18 protein-coding genes and 1 tRNA gene are annotated in these 19389 nt (G+C 67.2%); 14 read left to right on the top strand and 5 right to left on the bottom strand.

The genetic code is table 11. The annotated features are described in order from the left end of the window. Nucleotides 1-3: 3 nt before the first annotated feature. A complete protein-coding gene (locus ACIA5H_RS01630) occupies nucleotides 4-1263 on the top strand; it encodes a deoxyguanosinetriphosphate triphosphohydrolase (RefSeq protein WP_379252873.1) in 1260 nt (419 codons plus the stop codon). Between the two features lie 289 nt (nucleotides 1264-1552). On the opposite strand, the gene ACIA5H_RS01625 is transcribed toward ACIA5H_RS01630, so the two are convergent. After that, nucleotides 1553-2125 carry a hypothetical protein gene (locus tag ACIA5H_RS01625; RefSeq protein WP_397073144.1) on the bottom strand — a complete coding sequence of 191 codons (573 nt, stop codon included), beginning with the start codon at nucleotides 2123-2125 and terminating at the stop codon, nucleotides 1553-1555. A 2665-nt stretch (nucleotides 2126-4790) separates the two neighbouring features. Between ACIA5H_RS01625 and ACIA5H_RS01620 the strand changes: the two genes are divergently transcribed. From ACIA5H_RS01620 to dnaG, 4 genes are all read left to right on the top strand, one after another. Further along, a complete protein-coding gene (locus ACIA5H_RS01620; RefSeq protein WP_397073142.1) occupies nucleotides 4791-4961 on the top strand; it encodes a hypothetical protein in 171 nt (56 codons plus the stop codon). A 488-nt stretch (nucleotides 4962-5449) separates the two neighbouring features. Continuing rightward, the gene (locus tag ACIA5H_RS01615; RefSeq protein WP_355072512.1) at nucleotides 5450-6604 is read left to right on the top strand and encodes an FIST N-terminal domain-containing protein; all 1155 of its coding nucleotides are present in this window, start codon (nucleotides 5450-5452) and stop codon (nucleotides 6602-6604) included. Further along, nucleotides 6601-7350, top strand: a complete 750-nt coding sequence (locus ACIA5H_RS01610) for a Mut7-C RNAse domain-containing protein (protein ID WP_397073139.1) — start codon at nucleotides 6601-6603, stop codon at nucleotides 7348-7350. The genes ACIA5H_RS01615 and ACIA5H_RS01610 overlap by 4 nt, the downstream gene beginning before the upstream one ends. A gap of 87 nt (nucleotides 7351-7437) precedes the next feature. Further along, complete coding sequence (gene dnaG / locus ACIA5H_RS01605) at nucleotides 7438-9357, top strand: DNA primase (protein WP_397073137.1); 1920 nt, start codon at nucleotides 7438-7440, stop codon at nucleotides 9355-9357. Nucleotides 9358-9427: 70 nt separating this feature from the next. Here the strand turns inward: dnaG and ACIA5H_RS01600 are convergent, their stop codons facing one another. Beyond that, a complete protein-coding gene (locus ACIA5H_RS01600; RefSeq protein ID WP_039796811.1) occupies nucleotides 9428-9673 on the bottom strand; it encodes a hypothetical protein in 246 nt (81 codons plus the stop codon). A 203-nt stretch (nucleotides 9674-9876) separates the two neighbouring features. Here ACIA5H_RS01600 and ACIA5H_RS01595 point away from each other — a divergent pair. Together ACIA5H_RS01595 and ACIA5H_RS01590 are read left to right on the top strand one after the other, a co-directional pair. Further along, nucleotides 9877-9949 (top strand) — tRNA-Asn (locus ACIA5H_RS01595). A 413-nt stretch (nucleotides 9950-10362) separates the two neighbouring features. Beyond that, nucleotides 10363-10680, top strand: a complete 318-nt coding sequence (locus tag ACIA5H_RS01590; RefSeq protein WP_397073135.1) for a DUF222 domain-containing protein — start codon at nucleotides 10363-10365, stop codon at nucleotides 10678-10680. A gap of 469 nt (nucleotides 10681-11149) precedes the next feature. Here the strand turns inward: ACIA5H_RS01590 and ACIA5H_RS01585 are convergent, their stop codons facing one another. Continuing rightward, a complete protein-coding gene (locus tag ACIA5H_RS01585) occupies nucleotides 11150-11302 on the bottom strand; it encodes a hypothetical protein (RefSeq protein ID WP_379252878.1) in 153 nt (50 codons plus the stop codon). 13 nt (nucleotides 11303-11315) lie between these two features. Between ACIA5H_RS01585 and ACIA5H_RS01580 the strand changes: the two genes are divergently transcribed. Beyond that, nucleotides 11316-11573 carry a hypothetical protein gene (locus ACIA5H_RS01580; RefSeq protein WP_397073132.1) on the top strand — a complete coding sequence of 86 codons (258 nt, stop codon included), beginning with the start codon at nucleotides 11316-11318 and terminating at the stop codon, nucleotides 11571-11573. 245 nt (nucleotides 11574-11818) lie between these two features. On the opposite strand, the gene sigJ is transcribed toward ACIA5H_RS01580, so the two are convergent. Beyond that, on the bottom strand, nucleotides 11819-12709 hold the full coding sequence (sigJ, locus tag ACIA5H_RS01575; RefSeq protein ID WP_397073130.1) for an RNA polymerase sigma factor SigJ: 891 nt from the start codon (nucleotides 12707-12709) through the stop codon (nucleotides 11819-11821). A gap of 137 nt (nucleotides 12710-12846) precedes the next feature. Here sigJ and ACIA5H_RS01570 point away from each other — a divergent pair, with 137 nt between their 5' ends. The 3 genes from ACIA5H_RS01570 (at nucleotide 12847) to ACIA5H_RS01560 (ending at nucleotide 15827) form a co-directional block, all read left to right on the top strand. Next, nucleotides 12847-13425: an NADPH-dependent FMN reductase gene (locus ACIA5H_RS01570; protein ID WP_379252882.1), complete on the top strand. Its 579-nt coding sequence runs from the start codon at nucleotides 12847-12849 to the stop codon at nucleotides 13423-13425. A 109-nt stretch (nucleotides 13426-13534) separates the two neighbouring features. Then, nucleotides 13535-13957, top strand: coding sequence for a YybH family protein (locus ACIA5H_RS01565; protein ID WP_397073128.1), 423 nt, complete (start codon nucleotides 13535-13537; stop codon nucleotides 13955-13957). Between the two features lie 388 nt (nucleotides 13958-14345). Beyond that, nucleotides 14346-15827, top strand: a complete 1482-nt coding sequence (locus ACIA5H_RS01560; RefSeq protein WP_397073126.1) for an MDR family MFS transporter — start codon at nucleotides 14346-14348, stop codon at nucleotides 15825-15827. A 100-nt stretch (nucleotides 15828-15927) separates the two neighbouring features. Here the strand turns inward: ACIA5H_RS01560 and ACIA5H_RS01555 are convergent, their stop codons facing one another. Next, nucleotides 15928-16359 carry a hypothetical protein gene (locus ACIA5H_RS01555; RefSeq protein ID WP_355072531.1) on the bottom strand — a complete coding sequence of 144 codons (432 nt, stop codon included), beginning with the start codon at nucleotides 16357-16359 and terminating at the stop codon, nucleotides 15928-15930. 256 nt (nucleotides 16360-16615) lie between these two features. On the opposite strand from ACIA5H_RS01555, the gene ACIA5H_RS01550 reads away from it, so the two are divergent. The 3 genes from ACIA5H_RS01550 to ACIA5H_RS01540 all read left to right on the top strand — a co-directional run bounded on the left by ACIA5H_RS01550 (nucleotide 16616) and on the right by ACIA5H_RS01540 (nucleotide 19358). Continuing rightward, nucleotides 16616-17863, top strand: coding sequence for a helix-turn-helix domain-containing protein (locus ACIA5H_RS01550; protein WP_397073123.1), 1248 nt, complete (start codon nucleotides 16616-16618; stop codon nucleotides 17861-17863). A 332-nt stretch (nucleotides 17864-18195) separates the two neighbouring features. Next, on the top strand, nucleotides 18196-19029 hold the full coding sequence (locus ACIA5H_RS01545; protein ID WP_397073121.1) for a toll/interleukin-1 receptor domain-containing protein: 834 nt from the start codon (nucleotides 18196-18198) through the stop codon (nucleotides 19027-19029). A gap of 2 nt (nucleotides 19030-19031) precedes the next feature. Next, the gene (locus ACIA5H_RS01540; RefSeq protein ID WP_355072537.1) at nucleotides 19032-19358 is read left to right on the top strand and encodes a hypothetical protein; all 327 of its coding nucleotides are present in this window, start codon (nucleotides 19032-19034) and stop codon (nucleotides 19356-19358) included. The last annotated feature ends 31 nt before the right edge of the window (nucleotides 19359-19389 follow it).

The following is a 19389-nucleotide window of genomic DNA, read 5'->3' as shown; positions in this document are numbered from 1 at the left end:
TCGATGAGCGCCCGGTACACCGATCACGACACCGAACGCCTCGTCGTCGAGGGCGCCAAGACCGCGGGGCTCGGACCGCCGCGCAGTGAGTTCGAGACCGGCCACCGGACCGAATTCGCCCGCGACCGGGCCCGCGTGCTGCACTCCGCGGCGCTGCGCAGACTGGCCGACAAAACGCAGGTCATGGGACCGCGAGAGGCGGACACCCCGCGCACCAGGCTCACCCATTCGCTGGAGGTCGCCCAGATCGGCCGCAGCATCGCCGACGGACTCGGCTGTGATCCGGACCTGGTGGACCTGGCCGGTCTGGCCCATGACATCGGCCATCCGCCCTACGGCCACAACGGCGAGAAAGCCCTCGACACCTTCGCCGACGCCTTCGGCGGGTTTGAAGGCAACGCGCAGAACCTGCGCATCCTCACTCGCCTCGAACCGAAGGTGCTCGAGGCCGACGGCGCCAGCGCAGGCCTCAACCTCACTCGCGCCGCACTCGACGCCGCCCTCAAATACCCTTGGGGGCGAACCGGTCCCGGCACCAAATTCGGCGCCTACGAGGTCGACACCGAGCGCCTGGAGTGGATCCGCAAGGGTGCGCCGGATCGGCGCCGCAGCCTCGAATGCCAGATCATGGACTGGTCCGACGACGTCGCCTACTCGGTGCACGACGTCGAGGACGGTGTCCTCGCGGGCCGGATCGATCTGCGCGCGCTGGCCGACCCCGCCGAACAGGACGCGCTGGCCGCGCTCGGCCAGTTCCAGCACTCGCTGGCCGCCGACGAGCTGATCGCCGCCGCGCAACGGCTCTCGGAACTGCCCGTGGTCGCGGCCGCGTCCGGATACGACGGCACGTTCACCGCTTCGGTCGCGCTGAAGCGCCTCACCAGCGAGCTCGTCGGCCGCTTCGCCACCGCCGCGATCATGGCGACCCAAGAGGTGTCCGGTCCGCAACCGCTGTCCCGGTACAACGCGGATCTGGAAGTGCCGCGCATCGTCGCCGCCGAGGTGGCGCTGCTGAAGACCGTCGCACTGCGCTATGTGATGTCCGACCCGGCACACCGGCTGCGGCAGGCCGCCCAACGCGAACGCATCCTCGCCGTGGCCGAACGCTTGCTGGCCACCGCTCCCGGCAGACTCGATCCGCTGCTACTGCCGTTCTGGAACGCCGCCACCGATGACACCGCCCGCGTGCGCGTCGTGGTGGACCAGATCGCTTCCTACACCGAAAGCCGCCTGGAGCGAGTCGCGGGCGAGTTGAAGATTTAGGCGTACCTCCGCCTTCGCTCCGGCCGTGCGCGGGCTATGGACGGACTAACGTCCGACAGTGCCTTTTCTGCGTACCTCCGCCTTCGCTCCGGCCGTGCGCGGGCTATGGACGGACTAACGTCCGACAGTGCCTTTTCTGCGTACCTCCGCCTTCGCTGCGGCCGTGCGCGGGGCTATGGACGGACTACGTCCGAGAGTGCCTTTTCTGCGTACCTCCGCCTTCGCTCCGGCCGTGCGCGGGGTCAAGGGCGATTGTCCGGCTGCGACTTTTGGACCCGTATCGGTGCTGTCACGCCGACAGATCGTCGGAGGACTCGGCTCGGGCCATTTTCACCAGCGCGCCGTGCAATTCCTTGGCCGAGGCGCTCGCTCGTTCGCCCCGCAGAATCACCTCGGTGAAGCCGTCGATCAAGGCCCGGCCCGGATCCAGCAGGCCGAGACCACCGCCGCCGCCACGCAGCGACTCGTTGATCAAAGTTCGCAAAGCTTCTTGCCGAGCCCGGAACCCACCGGCGACGTCCAGAGCCCCCGCGAATTCGCGCACCACCGCCGTGTACACCGGCCGCTCGGCAGGCCCGCGGCGACGAAAGATCCGGCGTGTTTCCACCGGAGCCGACTGCGGCGGATACAAGGCGGCGCGGTCCAAGAGCATCCAGATCGCGGCATCGGCCGACTGTTCCGCGGTCGGCTCGCGCTCCGGTCTCGGGCGCGATTCCGCGTCGTCGGTGAGCTCGACGCCCCGCAGCGGCATCGGGTATTTCGTGAGCAGCTCATCGATAGTGGACGCGATCTCACGGACCACCTGGACACCGACATTCGCGGTATCGAACCCGACGACTTCCAATCCATGCCGCGCCGACATCTCCCGCGCGATTCGGAGTGCTTCGGCCGGATCGGGGGTATCGGCCTGCTCGGCGACTGCGGGACGGTGCGCGGGGGCGCTGCGTTCGATGGGTGCGCGACCGGATTTCCGGGCGGACGCGGGGTCGGGTACGCCTGCGCCGGCGGTCTGCGGCGATGAGGCCGAATCGCTCCGGCGAACCGAGATGTGGTTCTCCGGGCTGGCGGTGCGGGCGACGGCCTGGCGAGAGCGCGCGACGTCTGATCGTGGCGATCGTGCCGAGTTATGAGCAGTGTCGACAGGATCGGACCCGTCAACGGTGTCCGTCTGCCGAGTATGTCCGGGTCGGTGCGCGGCACCGCTGTCCTCGATCGGCGTGGGCTGGCCAGGTGCGTCGGTCTGCCGGTCGAGCGGGGCAGCCTCGGCACGGTCGGGCGGAGGGTCGAGCGCGGAATCGCCCCGGCTCGTGGGGTCTGCGGTGTGACCGGTGTTGCGACTGGGTTCGAAGTTGTCTGTGCTGCCCGGCTGCTGGGTGGAGCTGCCTGCCTTGTGGGTCCGTGGGTGAGATCCGGTGTGGCGGACCGGGATGGGGTCGGTCGTAGCAGCGCTCGGCGGAGGGGATTGCGGGCCGGGCGAGGCGTCGAGCCAGGAAAAGCGCAGGGCGTCGATCCACGGAAGGCCGGGCGAGCCTGGAGAGTTATCGGTTTGCCGCCGCGTGGGTTCGTCGGTGGCATCCGCCTGCCGGGCGGGCGCGGAGCCTGCCCGCTGCTCGGCCGTGGCGTCGATCGGGGAAAGAGGCTGGGAGCGTAGGGCGGTAGCTGCCGGGGCGGGTGCCGCCTGGTCGGTGGAGTCTGTCGATCGGTGAGGTGCCGAGTCGTCGGCGCTGATCGTGGGTTGGGGGAGGTTCGCGTTGCGGATCAACCGGCCGGGCGTTGAACTTGCCTGCTGCTCGGCTGCAAGGTGGTCCGTAGCGCCGTTCTGCGGATTCGGTTCGGGGTGGAGCGTGGTAGCTGCCTGCGGGGCCGGTGCAACCTGGTCGGCGGTGTCCGTCGGTGGGTGGGGCACCGGGGCGTGGGTGCTGGCTGCCGGTTGTCGGCCGGAAAGGCGTGCGCTGTCGATCGGCTGGTCGGGCGTTGAGGTTGTCTGCCGCTTGGCGGCAAGGTGGTCCGTAGCGCCGTTCTGCGGATTCGGTTCGGGGTGGAGCGTGGTAGCTGCCTGCGGGGCCGGTGCAACCTGGTCGGCGGTGTCCGTCGGTGGGTGGGGCTCCGGGGCGTGGGTGCTGGCTGCCGGTTGTCGGCCGGAAAGGCGTGCGCTGTCGATCGGCTGGTCGGGCGTTGAGGTTGTCTGCCGCTTGGCGGCGGGGTGCTCTGTGGCGTCGATCTGGGGTTTCGGTTCGGGGTGGAGCGTGGTAGCTGCGGGTGCGGGTGCCGTCTCCTCGGCGGTGTCCGTCGGTGGGTGGGGCTCCAGGGCGTGGGTGCTGATCGGCGGTTGTCGGCCGGAGAGGTTCGTGTAGTCGATCGACGGTGTAGGTGCGGCGTCGGGAACCTGGAGGGATGCGGAGTCGGTGGGGCGATCGCTCTGAGGGGAGGACGCGGCGTCGGTCTTCGGAGTGGGCGTGGGTTGGCCGGTTCTTCGGCGACGTGCGAGCTCGCCTGCGCTGCCAAACTGATGGGTGGGCTCGATCCGTGCCGGATGGGGTGGGGTGTCGAACTGGAACGGGAGCGGCGAGTCGTCCGCGATACCGGACGTCGGGGTGGTTGCGGTGCCGAGCGTCGTGTCGTCTTGCGGGGTGACCGCCGGAAGATGCGGGGTGTCGGCTTCTTCGATGGGTGCGACACCGCCGGTGGCGTGGATCGGGGCCAGGTGCCCGGGGTCATCGGTGCGTTCAGGGAGCGCAGGTTCTGTCGTTGGCGGGACGGGCTTTGGACGGGATGCGGGGCCGGTCTCCGGAGCGGACGGGGTGTCGTCAGCCGTACCGATATGTCGCGGTGGTGCGATGGCTTCCGGCGAATCCGTTCGGCGGATCGGTTTCGGATGTTGCGTGCCGTTCGTCGCGCGGACGGGTTCGTGGTTGTCCTCGGGATCGGTCCGGCACGCTGAGGTTCGGTGCTCCTCAGCGGTGGTGCTCGTGGAGTCGGTCGGTGCGGAGGCGCCGGTGGAATCGGTTGGCCGGGCCGGTGCAGACCCGCTCCGGGGGCCCGGTGCGAGGGTCTGTTCGTTCTCCGGTCGCGGTATCGAGTCTTCGGCGATCTCGATGTCCAGACGCGGCGGAAGACCGCCGGCTCTGTCGGCCCGCGGAGCGGCTACCTCGTGGCGCGGGTCCCCGATCTGCGGGATGTCCTCGGTGCGGTGCGCTCTTTCGACCGATGGGCTGGGTGCGGCGACGGTCGGCTGATTCGGTGGGCGGCCGTCAGGGGACCGGCGGCCGGATGCGGTATCGATCCGAGGACGGGGTGTGGCGTGCTCGCCCCGGTCCGTCCGCCGGATCGACGCCGGAGCAACGGTGACTGCGGGTGCAGGGCCCTCGGCGACGACCGAGCGCCGGACGGATGCCGGCTCGTCGAGGGCGTCGGTCCGGTGACTTGCCGGTTCGAATTGCGGGTGATGCCCTGCGGCCGGTCGGCGTACGGGTGCGGACAACTCTGCCGAGACGTCGATCTCGCGGCCCGCGGATACGCGAACCGGTGTGCCCGGCACCGCCGGGTATGGCCGGACCACCCGCTTGGACCAGGGCGTCTCCTGGGTCTTCCGAGACCATGGCGTCGGCATCGCCTTCGGCGCGGGCTCGGCCGATGACTCCGGCGGAAGCACCCGGCTCTCCGGTGCGGGCGCCAGGACAGGCAGTGCTTCGGCATGATCGAGCCGGTCGCCGTCGACGAGCCCTTCCGCGGAGGCGATGGCCGCCTTCAGTTCGCCGACCGTCCGGGAAGCGTCGGCAATGAGCCGCTCCAAGGTGGATACCATCGCGCGCAGCTCGCCCGTGTCGATCCGCGACGGCTGACTCACAATGTCTCCCGCCTGTCCTCATCAGGTCTTGCCGCGGTGCGCCCGGCCCGCGCCGACACTCTGATCCCGGGTGACCGAAAACAGACTGTGGTCGCGGCTATTGTCGCTCAAATGCGCCGGACCTCTCTGGGCTGGGAAGATCGATTGTGCGTCGCCGCCGCCGAACAGCTATCGATTCGCAACCTGTTCGTCGCCCTTGTCGCTCCGCTCGTGGAGCTGAGAAATCTCCGGCCCGCCCCGCGCATCGGGCCACTTGGCGGTACCGGCTCGGCAATGCCGATGAAAAGCACTGTGCGACACGTGAATTCACTGAAGCCACAGGTTGGCTACCATGGAAGGGTGCGGATCGGAGTAGGGCTCTCCACCGCGCCCGAAGCGCGGCGAGCGGGCATGGAGGCCGCAGCGCGCGCCCGCGACCAGATCGCGGGCGAAGCGCCGTCGCTCGCTGTGCTGCTCGCGTCCCGCGTGCACACCGACGACGCCGTCGAGGTGCTCTCCGGCGTCCACCGGACGGTCCGGGTGCCCGCCCTGATCGGATGCGTGGCGCAGGCGGTGGTGGCGGGTCGCCGTGAAATCGAGGACGAACCCGCGGTGGCGGTGTGGCTGGCCTCCGGACTGCCCGCAGCGGAAACCTTCCAATTGGACTTCCTTCGCACGGCCAGCGGCGGGCTCCTCGCCGGCTATCGCTTCGACAAGGCCGCACGCGACTTCCACCTGCTGCTGCCCGACCCTTACTCCTTTCCGGCCGATCTGCTGCTGGAGTACGTGAACACGGATCTGCCCGGCACCGTCGTGATGGGCGGGTTGGTCAGCGGCGGCCACGGCCCGGAAGGCAGCCGCCTGTTCCGCGACCACGCCGTGGTGACCTCGGGCGCGGTCGGCGTGCGTCTTCCCGGCCTGCACAACGTGCCGATCGTGTCCCAGGGCTGCCGTCCGATCGGCAACCCCTACACGGTCACCGGCGCGGACGGCACGGTGATCACCGGACTCGGCGGTCTGTCCCCGATCGAGCGGTTGCGTCAGATCGTCGCCGTGCTGCCACCCGACCAGCAGGAAGAGCTCGCGCGCGGCCTGCAGATCGGGTTCGTCGTCGACGAGCACCTGGCCGAGCCCGGGCAGGGCGACTTCCTGATCCGCGGTCTGCTCGGCGCCGATCCGTCCAGCGGCGCGATCGAGGTGGGTGAGGTCGTGGAAGTCGGCACCACCGTCCAATTCCAGGTCCGCGACGCGATCGGAGCCGACCACGACCTGCGGAACGCGCTGGCGCGTGCGCGCACCGACCTTTCCGTACGTCCGGCCGGTGCGTTGCTGTTCACGTGCAACGGACGCGGCCGCCGGATGTTCGGTGTGGCGGACCACGACGCCACGACCATCGAGGACTTGCTCGACGGCATCCCGCTCGCCGGTTTCTTCGCCGCCGGTGAGATCGGGCCCATCGCGGGCCGCAACGCGCTGCACGGATTCACCGCATCGATGGCGCTGTTCGTCGAATGAGCGTCGATCTCCGGGTCTACGCCGAGCTGAACGATTTCCTGCGGCCCGGCGAGCGATACACCGTGCTGCGTCGGCCGTGCCGCCCGCACCAGACCGTCAAGGACGTCATCGAGGCAGCGGGCATTCCGCACACCGAAGTGGACCTGGTCCTCGTCGACGGAGAACCGGTCGACTTCGACCATCACCCGCGCCTCGGCGGGCGGATCACCGCGTATCCCGTGTTCGAGACACTCGACATCGGCCGGGTGACGCTGGTCCGCCCGCATCCGCTGCGGGAGCCGCGCTTCCTCGCCGACGTGAATCTGGGCGGTCTCGCCAAGCTGATGCGGCTGCTGGGTCTCGACGTGCACTGCCGGTGGGAGGCCGAGGACGCCGAACTCGCCGAGGCGTCCTCGGCCGAGCACCGGATCCTGCTCACTCGCGACCGAGGGCTGTTGAAGCGCCGCAACGTCACACACGGCGTCTACATCTGGTCGGACCAGCCGATCGAGCAGGTCGTGGAGGTGATCCGGCGGCTCGACCTCGTCGCGTGCCTGGATCCGTTCACCCGCTGCCTGCGCTGCGGCGGCGTGGTCGCCGAGGTCGACAAAGCCGAGGTCGAGGACCGCCTCGAACCGCTCACCCGTCGCTACTACGACATTTTCCGGCAGTGCCGTGATTGCGGCCGGATCTACTGGCAGGGTTCCCACCAGTCACGTCTGGTCGAAACGGTCGCGGCGATCCGCGCGGAACTGGATCGCTCGTGATTCCCCGCTCGAGGGCGCCTTCGCCCGGAACTCGCGGTGCCGAGCCGCCCGGGCGCGTCGGCCCCGGCTTCGCCTAGACTCTCTGCCGTGGCCGGACGACTTCCTGATCGCGATATCGCGGCAATACGCGAGCGCGTCCGGATCGAAGACGTGGTGGGCGAGTACGTCGCGCTCAAGCGCGCCGGAGCGGACTCCATGAAGGGCCTGTGCCCGTTCCACGACGAGAAGTCGCCGTCGTTTCACGTGCGACCCAATCACGGCCTGTTCCATTGCTTCGGCTGCGGCGAGGGCGGCGACGTGTTCGCCTTCCTGCAGAAGATCGAGCACGTCGGGTTCGTCGAGTCGGTCGAGCAGTTGGCCGACCGGATCGGCTACCAGATCAACTACGAGGGCGGCGGCACCTCGGTGCAGCGCGATCGCGGCACCCGGTCCCGGCTCGTCGCGGCGAACGCGGCCGCGCACGAGTTCTACGTTGCCAAGCTGCGCGAGCCGGAAGCCGAGACCGCGCGCAAATATCTCACCGATCGCAACTTCGACGCCGCTGCCGCGCACCACTTCGGCTGCGGTTACGCCCCGGCAGGGTGGGACACGCTCACCAAACACCTGCTTCGCAAGGGGTTCGACTTCAAGGAGCTGGAGGCGGCCGGGCTGTCCAAGCAGGGGCAGCGCGGCCCGATCGACCGTTTCCACCGGCGGCTGCTGTGGCCGATCCGCAACCTGTCCGGTGACGTCATCGGTTTCGGCGCCCGCAAGCTCTTCGACGACGACACCATGCCCGGTAAGTACATCAACACCCCGGAAACGTTGCTGTACAAGAAATCCCAGGTGCTCTTCGGCCTGGATCACGCCAAGCGCGAGATCGCCAAGGGGCACCAGGCGGTCGTGGTCGAGGGCTACACCGACGTCATGGCGATGCACCTGGCCGGGATAAAGACCGCCGTGGCCTCGTGCGGCACCGCATTCGGCGACGACCATCTCGCCCTGTTGCGCCGCCTGATGATGGACGACAATTTCTGGCGCGGCGAGATCATCTATACCTTCGACGGCGATGCCGCGGGCCAAGCGGCGGCCCTGAAAGCCTTCTCCGGTGATCAGAAGCTGGCCGGTCAGACCTACATCGCGATCGCGCCGGACGGGCAGGACCCGTGCGAACTGCGGCAGCACTCCGGTGACGCCGCCGTGCGCGATCTGGTCGCCCGCCGAACCCCGCTGTACGAGTTCGTGATTCGCGGTCTGCTGGCCGACCACAACCTGGACACCGCGGAGGGCCAGGTAGAGGCGCTGCGCCGGGCGGTGCCGGTGGTCGCGCAGATCAAGGACAACGCCCTGCGCAAGGCCTACGCCACCAAACTGGCCGGGTGGGTCGGCTGGGACGACATCCAGACCGTGGTGCGCCGCGTCGGCGAGGAAGCCAAGCGGAACCGCAACGGCGGCGGGCAGTCGGGCGCCGGGCGTGCGCCCGCGCCGCGCCAGGTGGTCGCCGAACATCCTGCGGCACGGCCGAATCCGAACGATCCCACCCTGCTGCCGCAACGTCAGGTACTCGCCGCCGCACTCCAGTACCCGGCGATGGCCGGAGCGGGTTTCGACGCGCTCGAGGCCGAAGCCTTCACCCACCCCGCCTACTCGGTCCTTCGCGGCCTGATCGCCGAGGCGGGCGGCACGGCCGCCGGGCTCGGCGGCGCGGAATGGGTCAACGCCGTCGCCGACCGCACCGAGGACCTGACCGTGCGCGCCCTGCTGTCGGAGCTCGCCAACGAGCCGCTGCCGGTGAAATCGGAGTCCGACATTCCGCGCTTCGTCGCCGGTGTCCTGGCGCGCACCCAGGAGGCCTGGGTCGGCAGGCAGATCGCCGAACTCAAGTCCAAGCTCCAGCGGGTCTCCTCGACCGAACAGCCGGAGGCCTACTTCGCCCTCTTCGGCGACCTCGTCGCCCTCGAGCAGTACCGCAAGAGCTTGCTCACCCAGGCGATGGGCAACCACGGGGATTTCGCCACCGGGGCCTAGGGTCGATCAGATCCGTGATTCCTCGCACACAGTCCGACTGGCGCGAGGATCGGTCACAGCATGTGCGGGGTCAGCGACGCAGCTGGTCGTGCGGTACCAGGACGGTGGTCCGCTCATCGATCGGCTCCATCGGTTCGAGGCGGGGGCGGGTGCTGAGCTTGTCCGCCAGTTTCTGCCTGCCGACGAGCACGAGTTTGCGGGTCACCGGGCTTTCGGTCAGCGCGCGGGTAGCGGCGCTGATCTGTTCGTAGCGAGCCCGCCCGGCCTTACTGCCGAGTACGTAGCCGGCCGCCACGCCGATGATCAACCGCAGCATCTCGATGTGCTCCTCCCAGTTGCCAGTTCGCCGCCCCCATCCTGCCCGACACCCCACACGCCTGTCGATCCGGACACCCCGTGGCGACGCACCCGCCCCCGGTGACAACTCAGCAGGTAGCGACGCGATTTGGGCCTCCGCCCAGCGATACGCTAGAGTTTCTCCTCGGCCCGCCCGATACCAACCGGACGAGCCAAGGGCAATCCCCTATAGCTCAATTGGCAGAGCAGCCGACTGTTAATCGGCAGGTTTCTGGTTCGAGTCCAGATGGGGGAGCAAGAATAGGCCTCTGACCAGGAAATATGGTCAGGGGCTTCATTCGTTTGGTCCACTGATCGGACCTCGCCGAGAAAACGCCGAGAATTCGCCACCGAACGTTTCGTCGACCGGTCGTGTCGAAACCTGACCGAGTCGTCCAACGGCGTCACCATGATGATTCCGAACAGTGCGCGTTCGTCCCGGTTTCGTCGGTTGTGCGGTGCTGAGGGCCCGGCAGGCACTGCCTCGAGATCGATGCTGTCTACGCCGAGTGTGATGAGCCGAGGTTCCGGTACGAAAATCAGCGCTCCTGTCGAATGCCGTGCGAATGCGCCGCGCCACCAGGCCGCCAAGAGCGCACCGACAGTGACGCCAGGCTCGGCGTATCGAATTGTCGAACATGTGTTCGACACTGAGGTAAGCTGGCTCGGGTGAACATACATTCGATCGCGACGGCGCCGGATGCTCCAGCACCGGGATGGCCGGAACTGGCCGATGTCGATTTGCTGCGCACCCTCGTCGAAACCGAACGCCGTCGGAGGCGACTGGATGCTGCCATGCGCGCGGCCGTCGCCGAAGCCGAACGTCGTGGTCTCGCCGCAGACATCGGCTATCGGGACACCGTGGAGCTATTGACTGATCTGCTGCGGATCAGCGCCCACGAAGCGCGCCAGCGAATCGAATACGCGGCTCCGCAGGCCCGCTCGCGTTCCAGAAAGGTATGGAGGGTGCTGGCGGCAGCAAGCTGAGGCCGAGCCCGCTGCCTCGACCTCGGTTCGGAAGGCCGCCAGGACCGACTGCCCGTTCACCGTGTAAGCGCCGGCACGGGCCGCGTCCACTGTGGCTCGTTTCGAAACGGCGCAACGTCGGCCAGCAGTTGATCTCGCGAACGCGCGCACATGCCGATGATCGTGTGCGTCGAACTCCGAGGTCCCGATCAGATCACACCATGGGAGGGTTCGGCCATCTCCGCGCGTTGAGCAGGTTTCCCCGTCACGGGTGGGGAAGCGAAACTCCCTGCTGTGTAGCAAATTTGGACATTCGACCGATAGGGGACTCGGGTGCGGCGAGCGCGCTTATGTTGAGTTGGAGGTCAACGATGTCTCATTGGAGGAGAAGTCGGCGCACGGTTCGACAGTCGGTCCTGCTGGCCGCAGTCGCCGGGACGGTGGTGCTTGCTCCGGCCGCGCTGGTCTTACCGGCATTCGCAACCCCTGATCAACCCCCGGCTACTACCGCACCTGTCACCATCGCGCCCGTGACGACGGTGCCGCCGGTCACCACCGTGCCGCCGGTGACGACCGCGCCGCCGGTCACCACCGTGCCGCCGGTGACGACCACGCCGCCGGTCACCAGTGTTCCGCCGGTCACGACCGAACCGCCCGTGACGACTCCGTCATTTACGAAACCTCGTGAGCCGGAAGACCCCTACGGACCCGACGGCTTCGACGTCTGGGGCTACGACCGCTGGGGTTACGACAGGTGGGGTTACGACAGGTGGGGCTACGACCGGCAAGGCTACAACGAACGGGGCTACACCTCGCAGGGCTGCGCCCGTTCCGGCGAGGACCGGCCGGACGCCGACCGGCTGGCCTGCGAACTGCGCAGGGCGCGACCTTCTACCGGCAGCGCGGGCAGCTGAAACCCATACCGCTGCTGTTCAACACCTCGCCCATCGACTCGTAGCGCAGACGACCGCGCCGCGGGTCGACGCTGATTCGAGTCGGCTCTGGGGGGCCGTGCGCGAACCTGCTGGGTACATCGTGATGGACTCGACCGTCGGCAGCACGGCCTTGCTCTGTAAGTAGGGCCGTACCGCGCTCGCGCGCCCCTCCAGCGTCAAGAGGCCTGCGGCGATCCGCCGACTCTCGACCCCGGAGCAGTCGTTCAGCCCGCTGCCCAGAGGCTGAGTTTTTCCGGATTCCGGATCGCCCAGATGCGGGTGATCCGGTTGTCGGCGATGTCGAAGGCGTAGACCGACACGATGGTGTCGGCGAGCTGCGCCACCAGGCCGGGTTGGCCGTTCACCGTGCGCTCGAGCAACGTCACCTCGGGAGATCGGGCGGCGATTTCGATCCAAGCGCGGGCGATCCGCTCGCCGCCGTTGATCGGGTGCAGGAAGGCCGGGGCCAGGCCGCCGCTGTCGGCGGTCGCGGTCGCGTTCGGATCGAGCAGCCCGATCAGAGCTTCGATGTCTTGTGTCTCCCAGGCTCGTTTGAAGTCCCTGATCACCTCGGCGTGCCGGGTTCCCGACGACCCCTGCGCGGTGCTGATGCGGCGGCGGGCGGAAGAGGCGAGTTGGCGGCAAGCCGCAGGGGTGCGTCCGACGATCTCGGCGACCTCGGCGAAGGAGTAGCGGAAGACATCGTGCAGGACGAACGCGACCCGTTCGGCCGGTGTCATGGAATCGAGGACGACGAGGAACGCCATACTGATCGACTCGTCGAGGGTGACCCGGTCGGCGGGATCAGCAGGGGAGGGACCACCGAGCCATTCGGAACGGTCGGGCAACGGCTCGGGAATCCATTCGCCTACATAACGTTCCCGTCTGGCACGCGCCGAGCCGAGGAGGTCGAGGCAGATGCGGCTGGCGACCGTCGTCAACCAGGCGCCGGGCGCCGCCACCTCCTGCCGCTGCCGCTCGGGCAACGCGTACCAGCGCAGGTAGGTCTCCTGCACCACATCCTCGGCTTCGGCCAACGAGCCGAGCAGCCGGTAGGCGAGATTGATCAGTTGACGGCGTTCACTGATCACCGAGCGCAGGTGCGGGTCGGTCATGGGTATCGGCTCCTTCGGTCGACGCGGGCCCTACCGAATCGACGAGACAGCGACCCGATTTGTGAGACAGCCTGACATTCCGGACGGCTGTGTCGTCGGAAGGTCGTGACACTTTCAGCGAAGCAGGAGTTCCGGAAATGACCAGAATCGGCATCATTCTCGGCAGTACCCGACCCAACCGTAACGGCTCGCAGGTCGCCCGGTGGGTCATGGACGTGGCATCGCAGCGCGGCGACGCCGAGTTCGAACTGATCGATCTGCGTGACCACCCGCTGCCGCACCTGGACGAAGCGGTGCCGCCGATGTTCGGCCCGTCCGTCAACACGCATACCCGCGCTTGGGCCGAGCGCATCGCACCGTTCGACGGTTTCGTGGTGGTGACCCCGGAGTACAACGGCGGCGTCCCCGGAGTGTTGAAGAACGCCTTGGACCACCTGTTCGCGGAGTGGGTCGACAAGGCGGTCGGATTCGTCTCCTACGGCGTGAACGGCGGCGCCCGCGCGGTGGTGCAGTTGCGGACGGTCTGCGGCACGCTGGGCATGGCCGACGTGGGCTATCAGGTCGCGATCTCGGTGCTCACCGATTTCGAGAACCACACCACCTTCGTACCGGGCGAGCACCATGCCGCCGCCCTGGGCAAAACGCTGGATCAGGTCGTCGCGTGGAGCGTCGCCCTCGCACCTTTGCGCGCCGCTGCCGCGGTCGCCGTCGGGTGATCCCGCAGAAGAGACCGCTTCGCGGCCGGAAATTCATCGAATGGAGGATGCAATGACTGCCAACGATCACGGAGTTGGTTCGGTGGTATCGGCGCCCGCGCAACGCGCAGTGGACGAAGCCGAGATCAGGCGGCGGATCGACAAGTTGGCCGAAGGAATCGGGGCCAAGGATCTCGAGGGCGTGAAGCAGCTCTACGCAACGGACGTCGTCTCCTTCGACGTCGAGCCTCCGCTGCAGCATGTCGGTATCGACGCGAAAGCGAAGAACTGGGCGAACGCGTTCACGTTCTTCCATGATGTGGCCTATGAGGTTCGCGACCTGGCCCTCACCGTGAGCGACGATGTGGCATTCGGACACGCCTTCGGTCGGCTCAGCGGCACGCTGCAGAACGGGGTGGCGACGAACGGTATGTGGGTCCGGGTCACGCTCTGCTTCCGGAAGATCGACGGCGATTGGCTGATCACGCACGACCAGGCTTCTGTGCCGTTCGATATTTCGACCGGCAGAGGAGTGGCCGACCTCGAGCCCTAGCCGCTGCCTGCCGCGGTAGCCGGGCAATGCCGCCGACACGCCGCGGCCCCGGCGCGAGCGTCGCGTTCGGGGTTGCGGCGGGCAGGTTTTCACTCGGACGTCCGTGTCGGGACAGTCCGCGAGCGCGGATCGCTTAGAGTGACCAGGCTCACGATTGGGATTCGCGTAGGGCTGTAGAGGGTCCTGACCAGCGGTTTCCAGTAGGGGTGCTGGGTGTATCGGCAGGAAAACCGGGTGATTTGTGTCGGTGCCGGGCGGAATACTGACCCGCGCCCGATGAGTTCGAGCAGTCGACACCGTCTCTACAGCTGTGGCGCCGGGACGCGATCCGGTGACTCGGCGAAGGGCCACATGTTCTGTCAACGACCCATGCCTCCGGAGGTATCCGATGTCCGCCGCACCATCCGTTCCAGCCTCGGGAGGGCGGACACCGACCGTCATTCGGGTGCTGGTACTCGCTACCTTCGTGGTGATCCTGAACGAGACCATCATGATCAACGCGATTCCGCGCCTGATGGCGGATCTGGCGATCACCGACCGGGCGGCGCAGTGGGTGTCGACGGCGTTCATGCTGACGATGGCGGCGGTCATCCCGACCACCGGCTGGTTCCTGCAGCGCGTGTCGACCCGGCAGGCGTATGCCGCGGCGATGGGCGTCTTCCTGGCCGGTACCGCGTTGTCGGCGGTCGCGCCGTCGTTCGCGGTGCTGCTACTCGGCCGGATCGTGCAGGCCTTCGGCACCGCTGTGATGATGCCGCTGCTGATGACCACTCTGATGACGGTGGTGGCCGAGCACGACCGCGGCAGGGTGATGGGCAATGTCACCCTGGCGATTTCGGTTGCGCCCGCGATGGGGCCGGTGATCTCCGGCGGTGTTCTGCAAATCGCCTCGTGGCGTTGGCTTTTCGTGCTGGTGCTGCCGATCGCGGGTGTGATCACTTGGCTGGGGCTGCGGCAGCTGGAGAACGTCGGTGAACCGCAAGCCGGGCAGATCGATGTGGCCAGCGTGGCGCTGGCGGCGCTCGGGTTCGGCGGACTGGTGTTCGGGCTCAGCCGGTTCGAAAGCGACGACTTCGCGGGCCCGCTCGGCATCGTCGCCGTGGGCTCGGCGCTGATCGCCCTGTTCGTGTGGCGGCAGTTGCGCTTGCAGCGCACCGGTACCCCACTGCTCGATCTGCGCGTGCTGCTGTCGGCCACCTACACCAAGGCGCTGATCCTGATGTCGGTGGCGTTCATGGCCATGCTCGGGTCGATGATTCTGCTGCCGCTGTACCTGCAGAACCTGCGTGGCCTCAGCCCGTTGGCCACCGGCTTGCTGGTGATGCCGGGCGGATTGGCGATGGGTCTGCTCGGGCCGACCGTCGGTCGCCTGTTCGACCGGTTCGGCGGTCGCTTGCTGGTGATCCCGGGGTCGATCGGAATCGCCGTAGCGCTGGCAGGCTTCACCCAGATCTCGATGACCATGCCGTACTGGCAGTTGCTGGCCCTGCACATCCTGCTGATGGTGTCGCTGGCGGCGGCGTTCACCCCGGTGTTCACCCTGGGTCTCGGTGCGCTGCCGCAGCATCTGTACTCGCACGGCAGCTCCATGCTCGGCACTTTGCAGCAAGTCGCCGCGGCGTTCGGCACCGCTCTCGTGGTGACGGTGATGTCGGCGCGCGCCACGTCGCTCGCCGCCGAGGGAAGCGACCTCGTCGCCGCCCATCTCGACGGCATGCGCCTGGCTTTCCTCGTCTCGGCTGCGTTGGCGCTGATCGTGATCGTCATGGCGGTGCTGCTGCCGAACCGGGCCGCCGCGCACGAAGAAGCAGCCCCGGCGAAGTCCGTCGAGGGATCGGAGACCACGGCTCCCGAACTGACCAAGCGCTGAAGCGCTTCGATACGGAAGCCCCTGGACGCATCCAGCGCCAGGGGCTTCGCCGTACGCTCCTACATCGGCACTGGTGGCGGGAATGTCCGGACGACGCCGCTCAACCGCCGACGACCGCGACTACCCGGTAGCCGATGATCAGCGCGGTCAAGACCACGGGAATCGCGGCCACGCTCGGAGTGACGATCGCGCGCGCGAAATCGCGTGCGGGTCGGTCGGAATCGGGAATCATGTCGAACGGGAGCGGCCCGGATGCCAGCGGCTCACGTAGTTGCCGCGCGGCGGATGCGAACAGTTCCCGGTAACGGCGTTCCAGACTCAGGTAGTAACCGTCGAGACCCCAGAAGATCCAGGCCGGCGCCAGCGCCAGCAATATCAGGCCCGATCCTTGCCGGGCCTGTGTGGTGAGAAGCGCGAATATCACGGAGACGAGGGTCACCGACCATCCGCGCACCGTGAACGACTGCTGGCTCAATCGCGCGATGATCGACTGCAACATCTCGAGGTGCTTGATGCGATGATCCGTATCCATCCTGTCCCCAATTCCCGGCTGGCATAGGCTGATTCGGCGTGACTCGGCGCCGAATCGCCAGAGTACGGCACAGCGATGGCGCAGCCGCCCGCCCAGCGGTTGGATGCGCTGACGGTACGGAGTCGCGGGGGTACACTCGCAGCGACAAGGGGTGTGGTGTTCGGTCGGCCCTGGATCATAGGGGCGGTTGCAGGTTCGCCGAAAATTCGTCGCGCGCGAGAATTTCCGGCTGGCAACGGATTCCGAGGTAATACTTATGGCAAGTGCTGAATTCGGTCGAGAACTGCGCAAGCGTCGACTCGAACAGGGGCTGGCCCTGGGTAAACTCGCCGAACTCGTGCACTACAGCAGGAGTCATCTGAGCAGGGTCGAGAACGGGCAGAAGTCGCCGTCCTCGGCGCTGGCGCGCGCCTGCGACGCGGTCCTGTCCGCGGGAGGCGACCTGCTGGTGCTGGCGCCGTCGGCGGCACAGCCGGACCTGGATCTCGATATCGACGTCGGCGGCTCCTCGGATGCCGAGTGGAACGTTCGATTGCACGCGGACGGGTCCGGTGTGTTCCGGATCGGGGACTTCGGCGTGCCGCCGGTGACCGCGTTCCCCGCGACAGCCACCAGCTCCGCCGCCTCGTTACCCGGCTTGAGCGCGCTGTTCGAGGAGATCAAACGCCTCGGCCGGACCAGCAGTCCCAGCCTCGTTTTCCCCATGGCGGTGATACACGAACATGCCGCGGCCGCGTCCGCTCTGCGCAGTGCCGGTGAGCTACGCAGGCAACTTCTGCTGCACGCCGCCCGTACCGCGGAATTCGCCGGCTGGATGGCCCAGGAATGTGGCGACGAGCGCGGCGCGCTGTGGTGGACGACGCGGGCGGTCGACCACGCTTCCGCTGTCAGCGACGAGCACATGGTCAGCTACGCGCTCGTCCGCAGGGCGGTGCTGAGTCTGTATCGCGGCGATTCCGCCGAGACGACCGATCTCACCGAGCAAGTGCTCGCCGACCACGCCGTCCATCCCCGGATCCGCTGGCTGGCCGCGCTGGGGGCGGCACAGGGCTATGCCATCGGCTTGGACCACTCGAATTCCATGCGAGCGCTGGACGAAGCCGCAAACCTTTACGACGCCGCACATCGCACTGGGGAGAACGAGCTGGGGCCCTCGGCCCTGCACGAGCGCTCTGTCCTCATCGAGGCCTGGTGTCACTACGATCTGGGCAACCTCGAGGACGCCGCCGTACTGTTCGACCGAGCGATGTCGCGGAATCCGCAGCAGTCCGACCGTGACCGGGCGCGGTTCGGCACCCGGCGGGCGTTGGTGTACGCCGCGCTCGGCGACCTGGATCGGGCGTGCGCGTTGATCTCGCCGTTGCTCGACGTCATCAGCGCGGTGGACTCGGTGACGATCCGCGCGGATCTCCTCGATTTCGCCCGTACGGTGGGCCGTTACCGCCGACATGCCGCGCTGCTCGACATCCAACCGGCGCTGATGTCGGTCCTTGCCAAGCGTTGAGTGATCGGTTGTCCGTTGCCGCTGCGAACGGCAACGGACAACCACTGTCGCCGGCCGTCTGCTCGCTGAATGCTGAAGAGCGAGCCGCAGTTCGCGGCCCGGAGGTAGGAAAACGCCGCGGGGGCAAATGATGAGGACGAGAACGCCGCTTCGATGCGTTGCGGCCACGGTGGTAGGACTGTGCCGACCTACGGTGAATCGGCACGGCGCTCGGCTTATGCGAACACCGAGCACATTTGGCGCCGGCCGGGAGGGCGAATCGACCATAATGGGGAAATAAACCAACCAGAACCTTTCGATCCGGCGGTCAGGGGATACACGCGGTCGGATATATGACCGAACGTTTGCTGTTCGAGTCGCTCAGAGTTCGGTCCGGGTGCAGACTGTTCTCTGAAAACCGTGGTGTTTCGCTCGAGGACGAGATTCACGACCGTGAGGCATCCGAAGGATGTTACTCGGGGGTGCAACGAACTGGTCGGTTCATCCAAATCGCTCCGTCATCCGCGGCATCTATTCGCAATCACGCAGCACTGCGCTCGGTAAATCGTCCTCGAGAATTAGGTCAACTGATGGAAATATTCCTGAACTACCGCATCGTTGACAGCGTCTACGCGGTCAACGAGATATCGAAGCAGATGGCACGACACCTCGGCAGGGCGCGTGTCTTCCGGGACGTGGATTCGTTGGCCCTGGGTAGGTTGTACGCGCGCAGGATCCGCCGTGCGCTCGAGGAATGCGACACGATGGTGTCGGTGATCGGCTCGTATTGGCTCGACGCACGTGACGAACGCGGACTCCGTCGCATCGATGACGATCGCGACTGGGTGCGTATGGAACTCGTTACCGCGTTCGCGCGCGGGATACCGGTCGTCCCCGTTCTGCTGGACGACACGTCGTTGCCGAGCCCGGACCAGCTTCCGGCGGATATCCGCGCGCTATCGCAATCGCAATACTGGCATATTCGGTACCGAACGGTCGAGGAAGACGTCCGCGGTCTGCTCCGGCACCTTGCTCCAGGGGCCGACATCCGGCCGGACGGGCCGGACCGCGCGGCGCAGCAGGGCCCGCAGAACAATCAGATCAACGTGGCGAAGGACGGCAGTGTCGTGCACGCCAATCAGAACGGAACCCAGAACATCTGGCTGGGCGGCCATCACAGGAGATGACGATGCACCCGTCGCCGGGACCGAACAACAATCCCAACACGAACAATCAGATCAATCAGGCCAACAACGGCAGCAGCATCTACGCCAACAACGGCGGTCGGCAGAACATCAATATTCACCAAGGCCCCCGCCGACGCGTCTGGACGTGGTACGTGCTCGCGGGATTGCTGTTACTCGACGTGGGCTTCTTCGTCTATGGCCAGTCCGCGTACACGGCCGAATCCGGGAATTCCGGCGATCTCTCGCGTGCGTTGATCTTTTTCGCGCTCTTCGTCGCCACCGTTGCCCTCGTGCGGGTATGTGTGCGTGATCTGTTCGGTCGGCGGTAGGCGCGTGCGATGAATTCTTGTAAAGGAAATG

It is taken from the genome of Nocardia sp. NPDC051900 (assembly GCF_044452545.1).
GTDB classification, from domain to species: Bacteria; Actinomycetota; Actinomycetes; order Mycobacteriales; family Mycobacteriaceae; genus Nocardia; species Nocardia sichangensis.
Note: the sequence above shows the minus strand (reverse complement) of the source record. Positions and strands in the feature narration are given on the sequence as shown.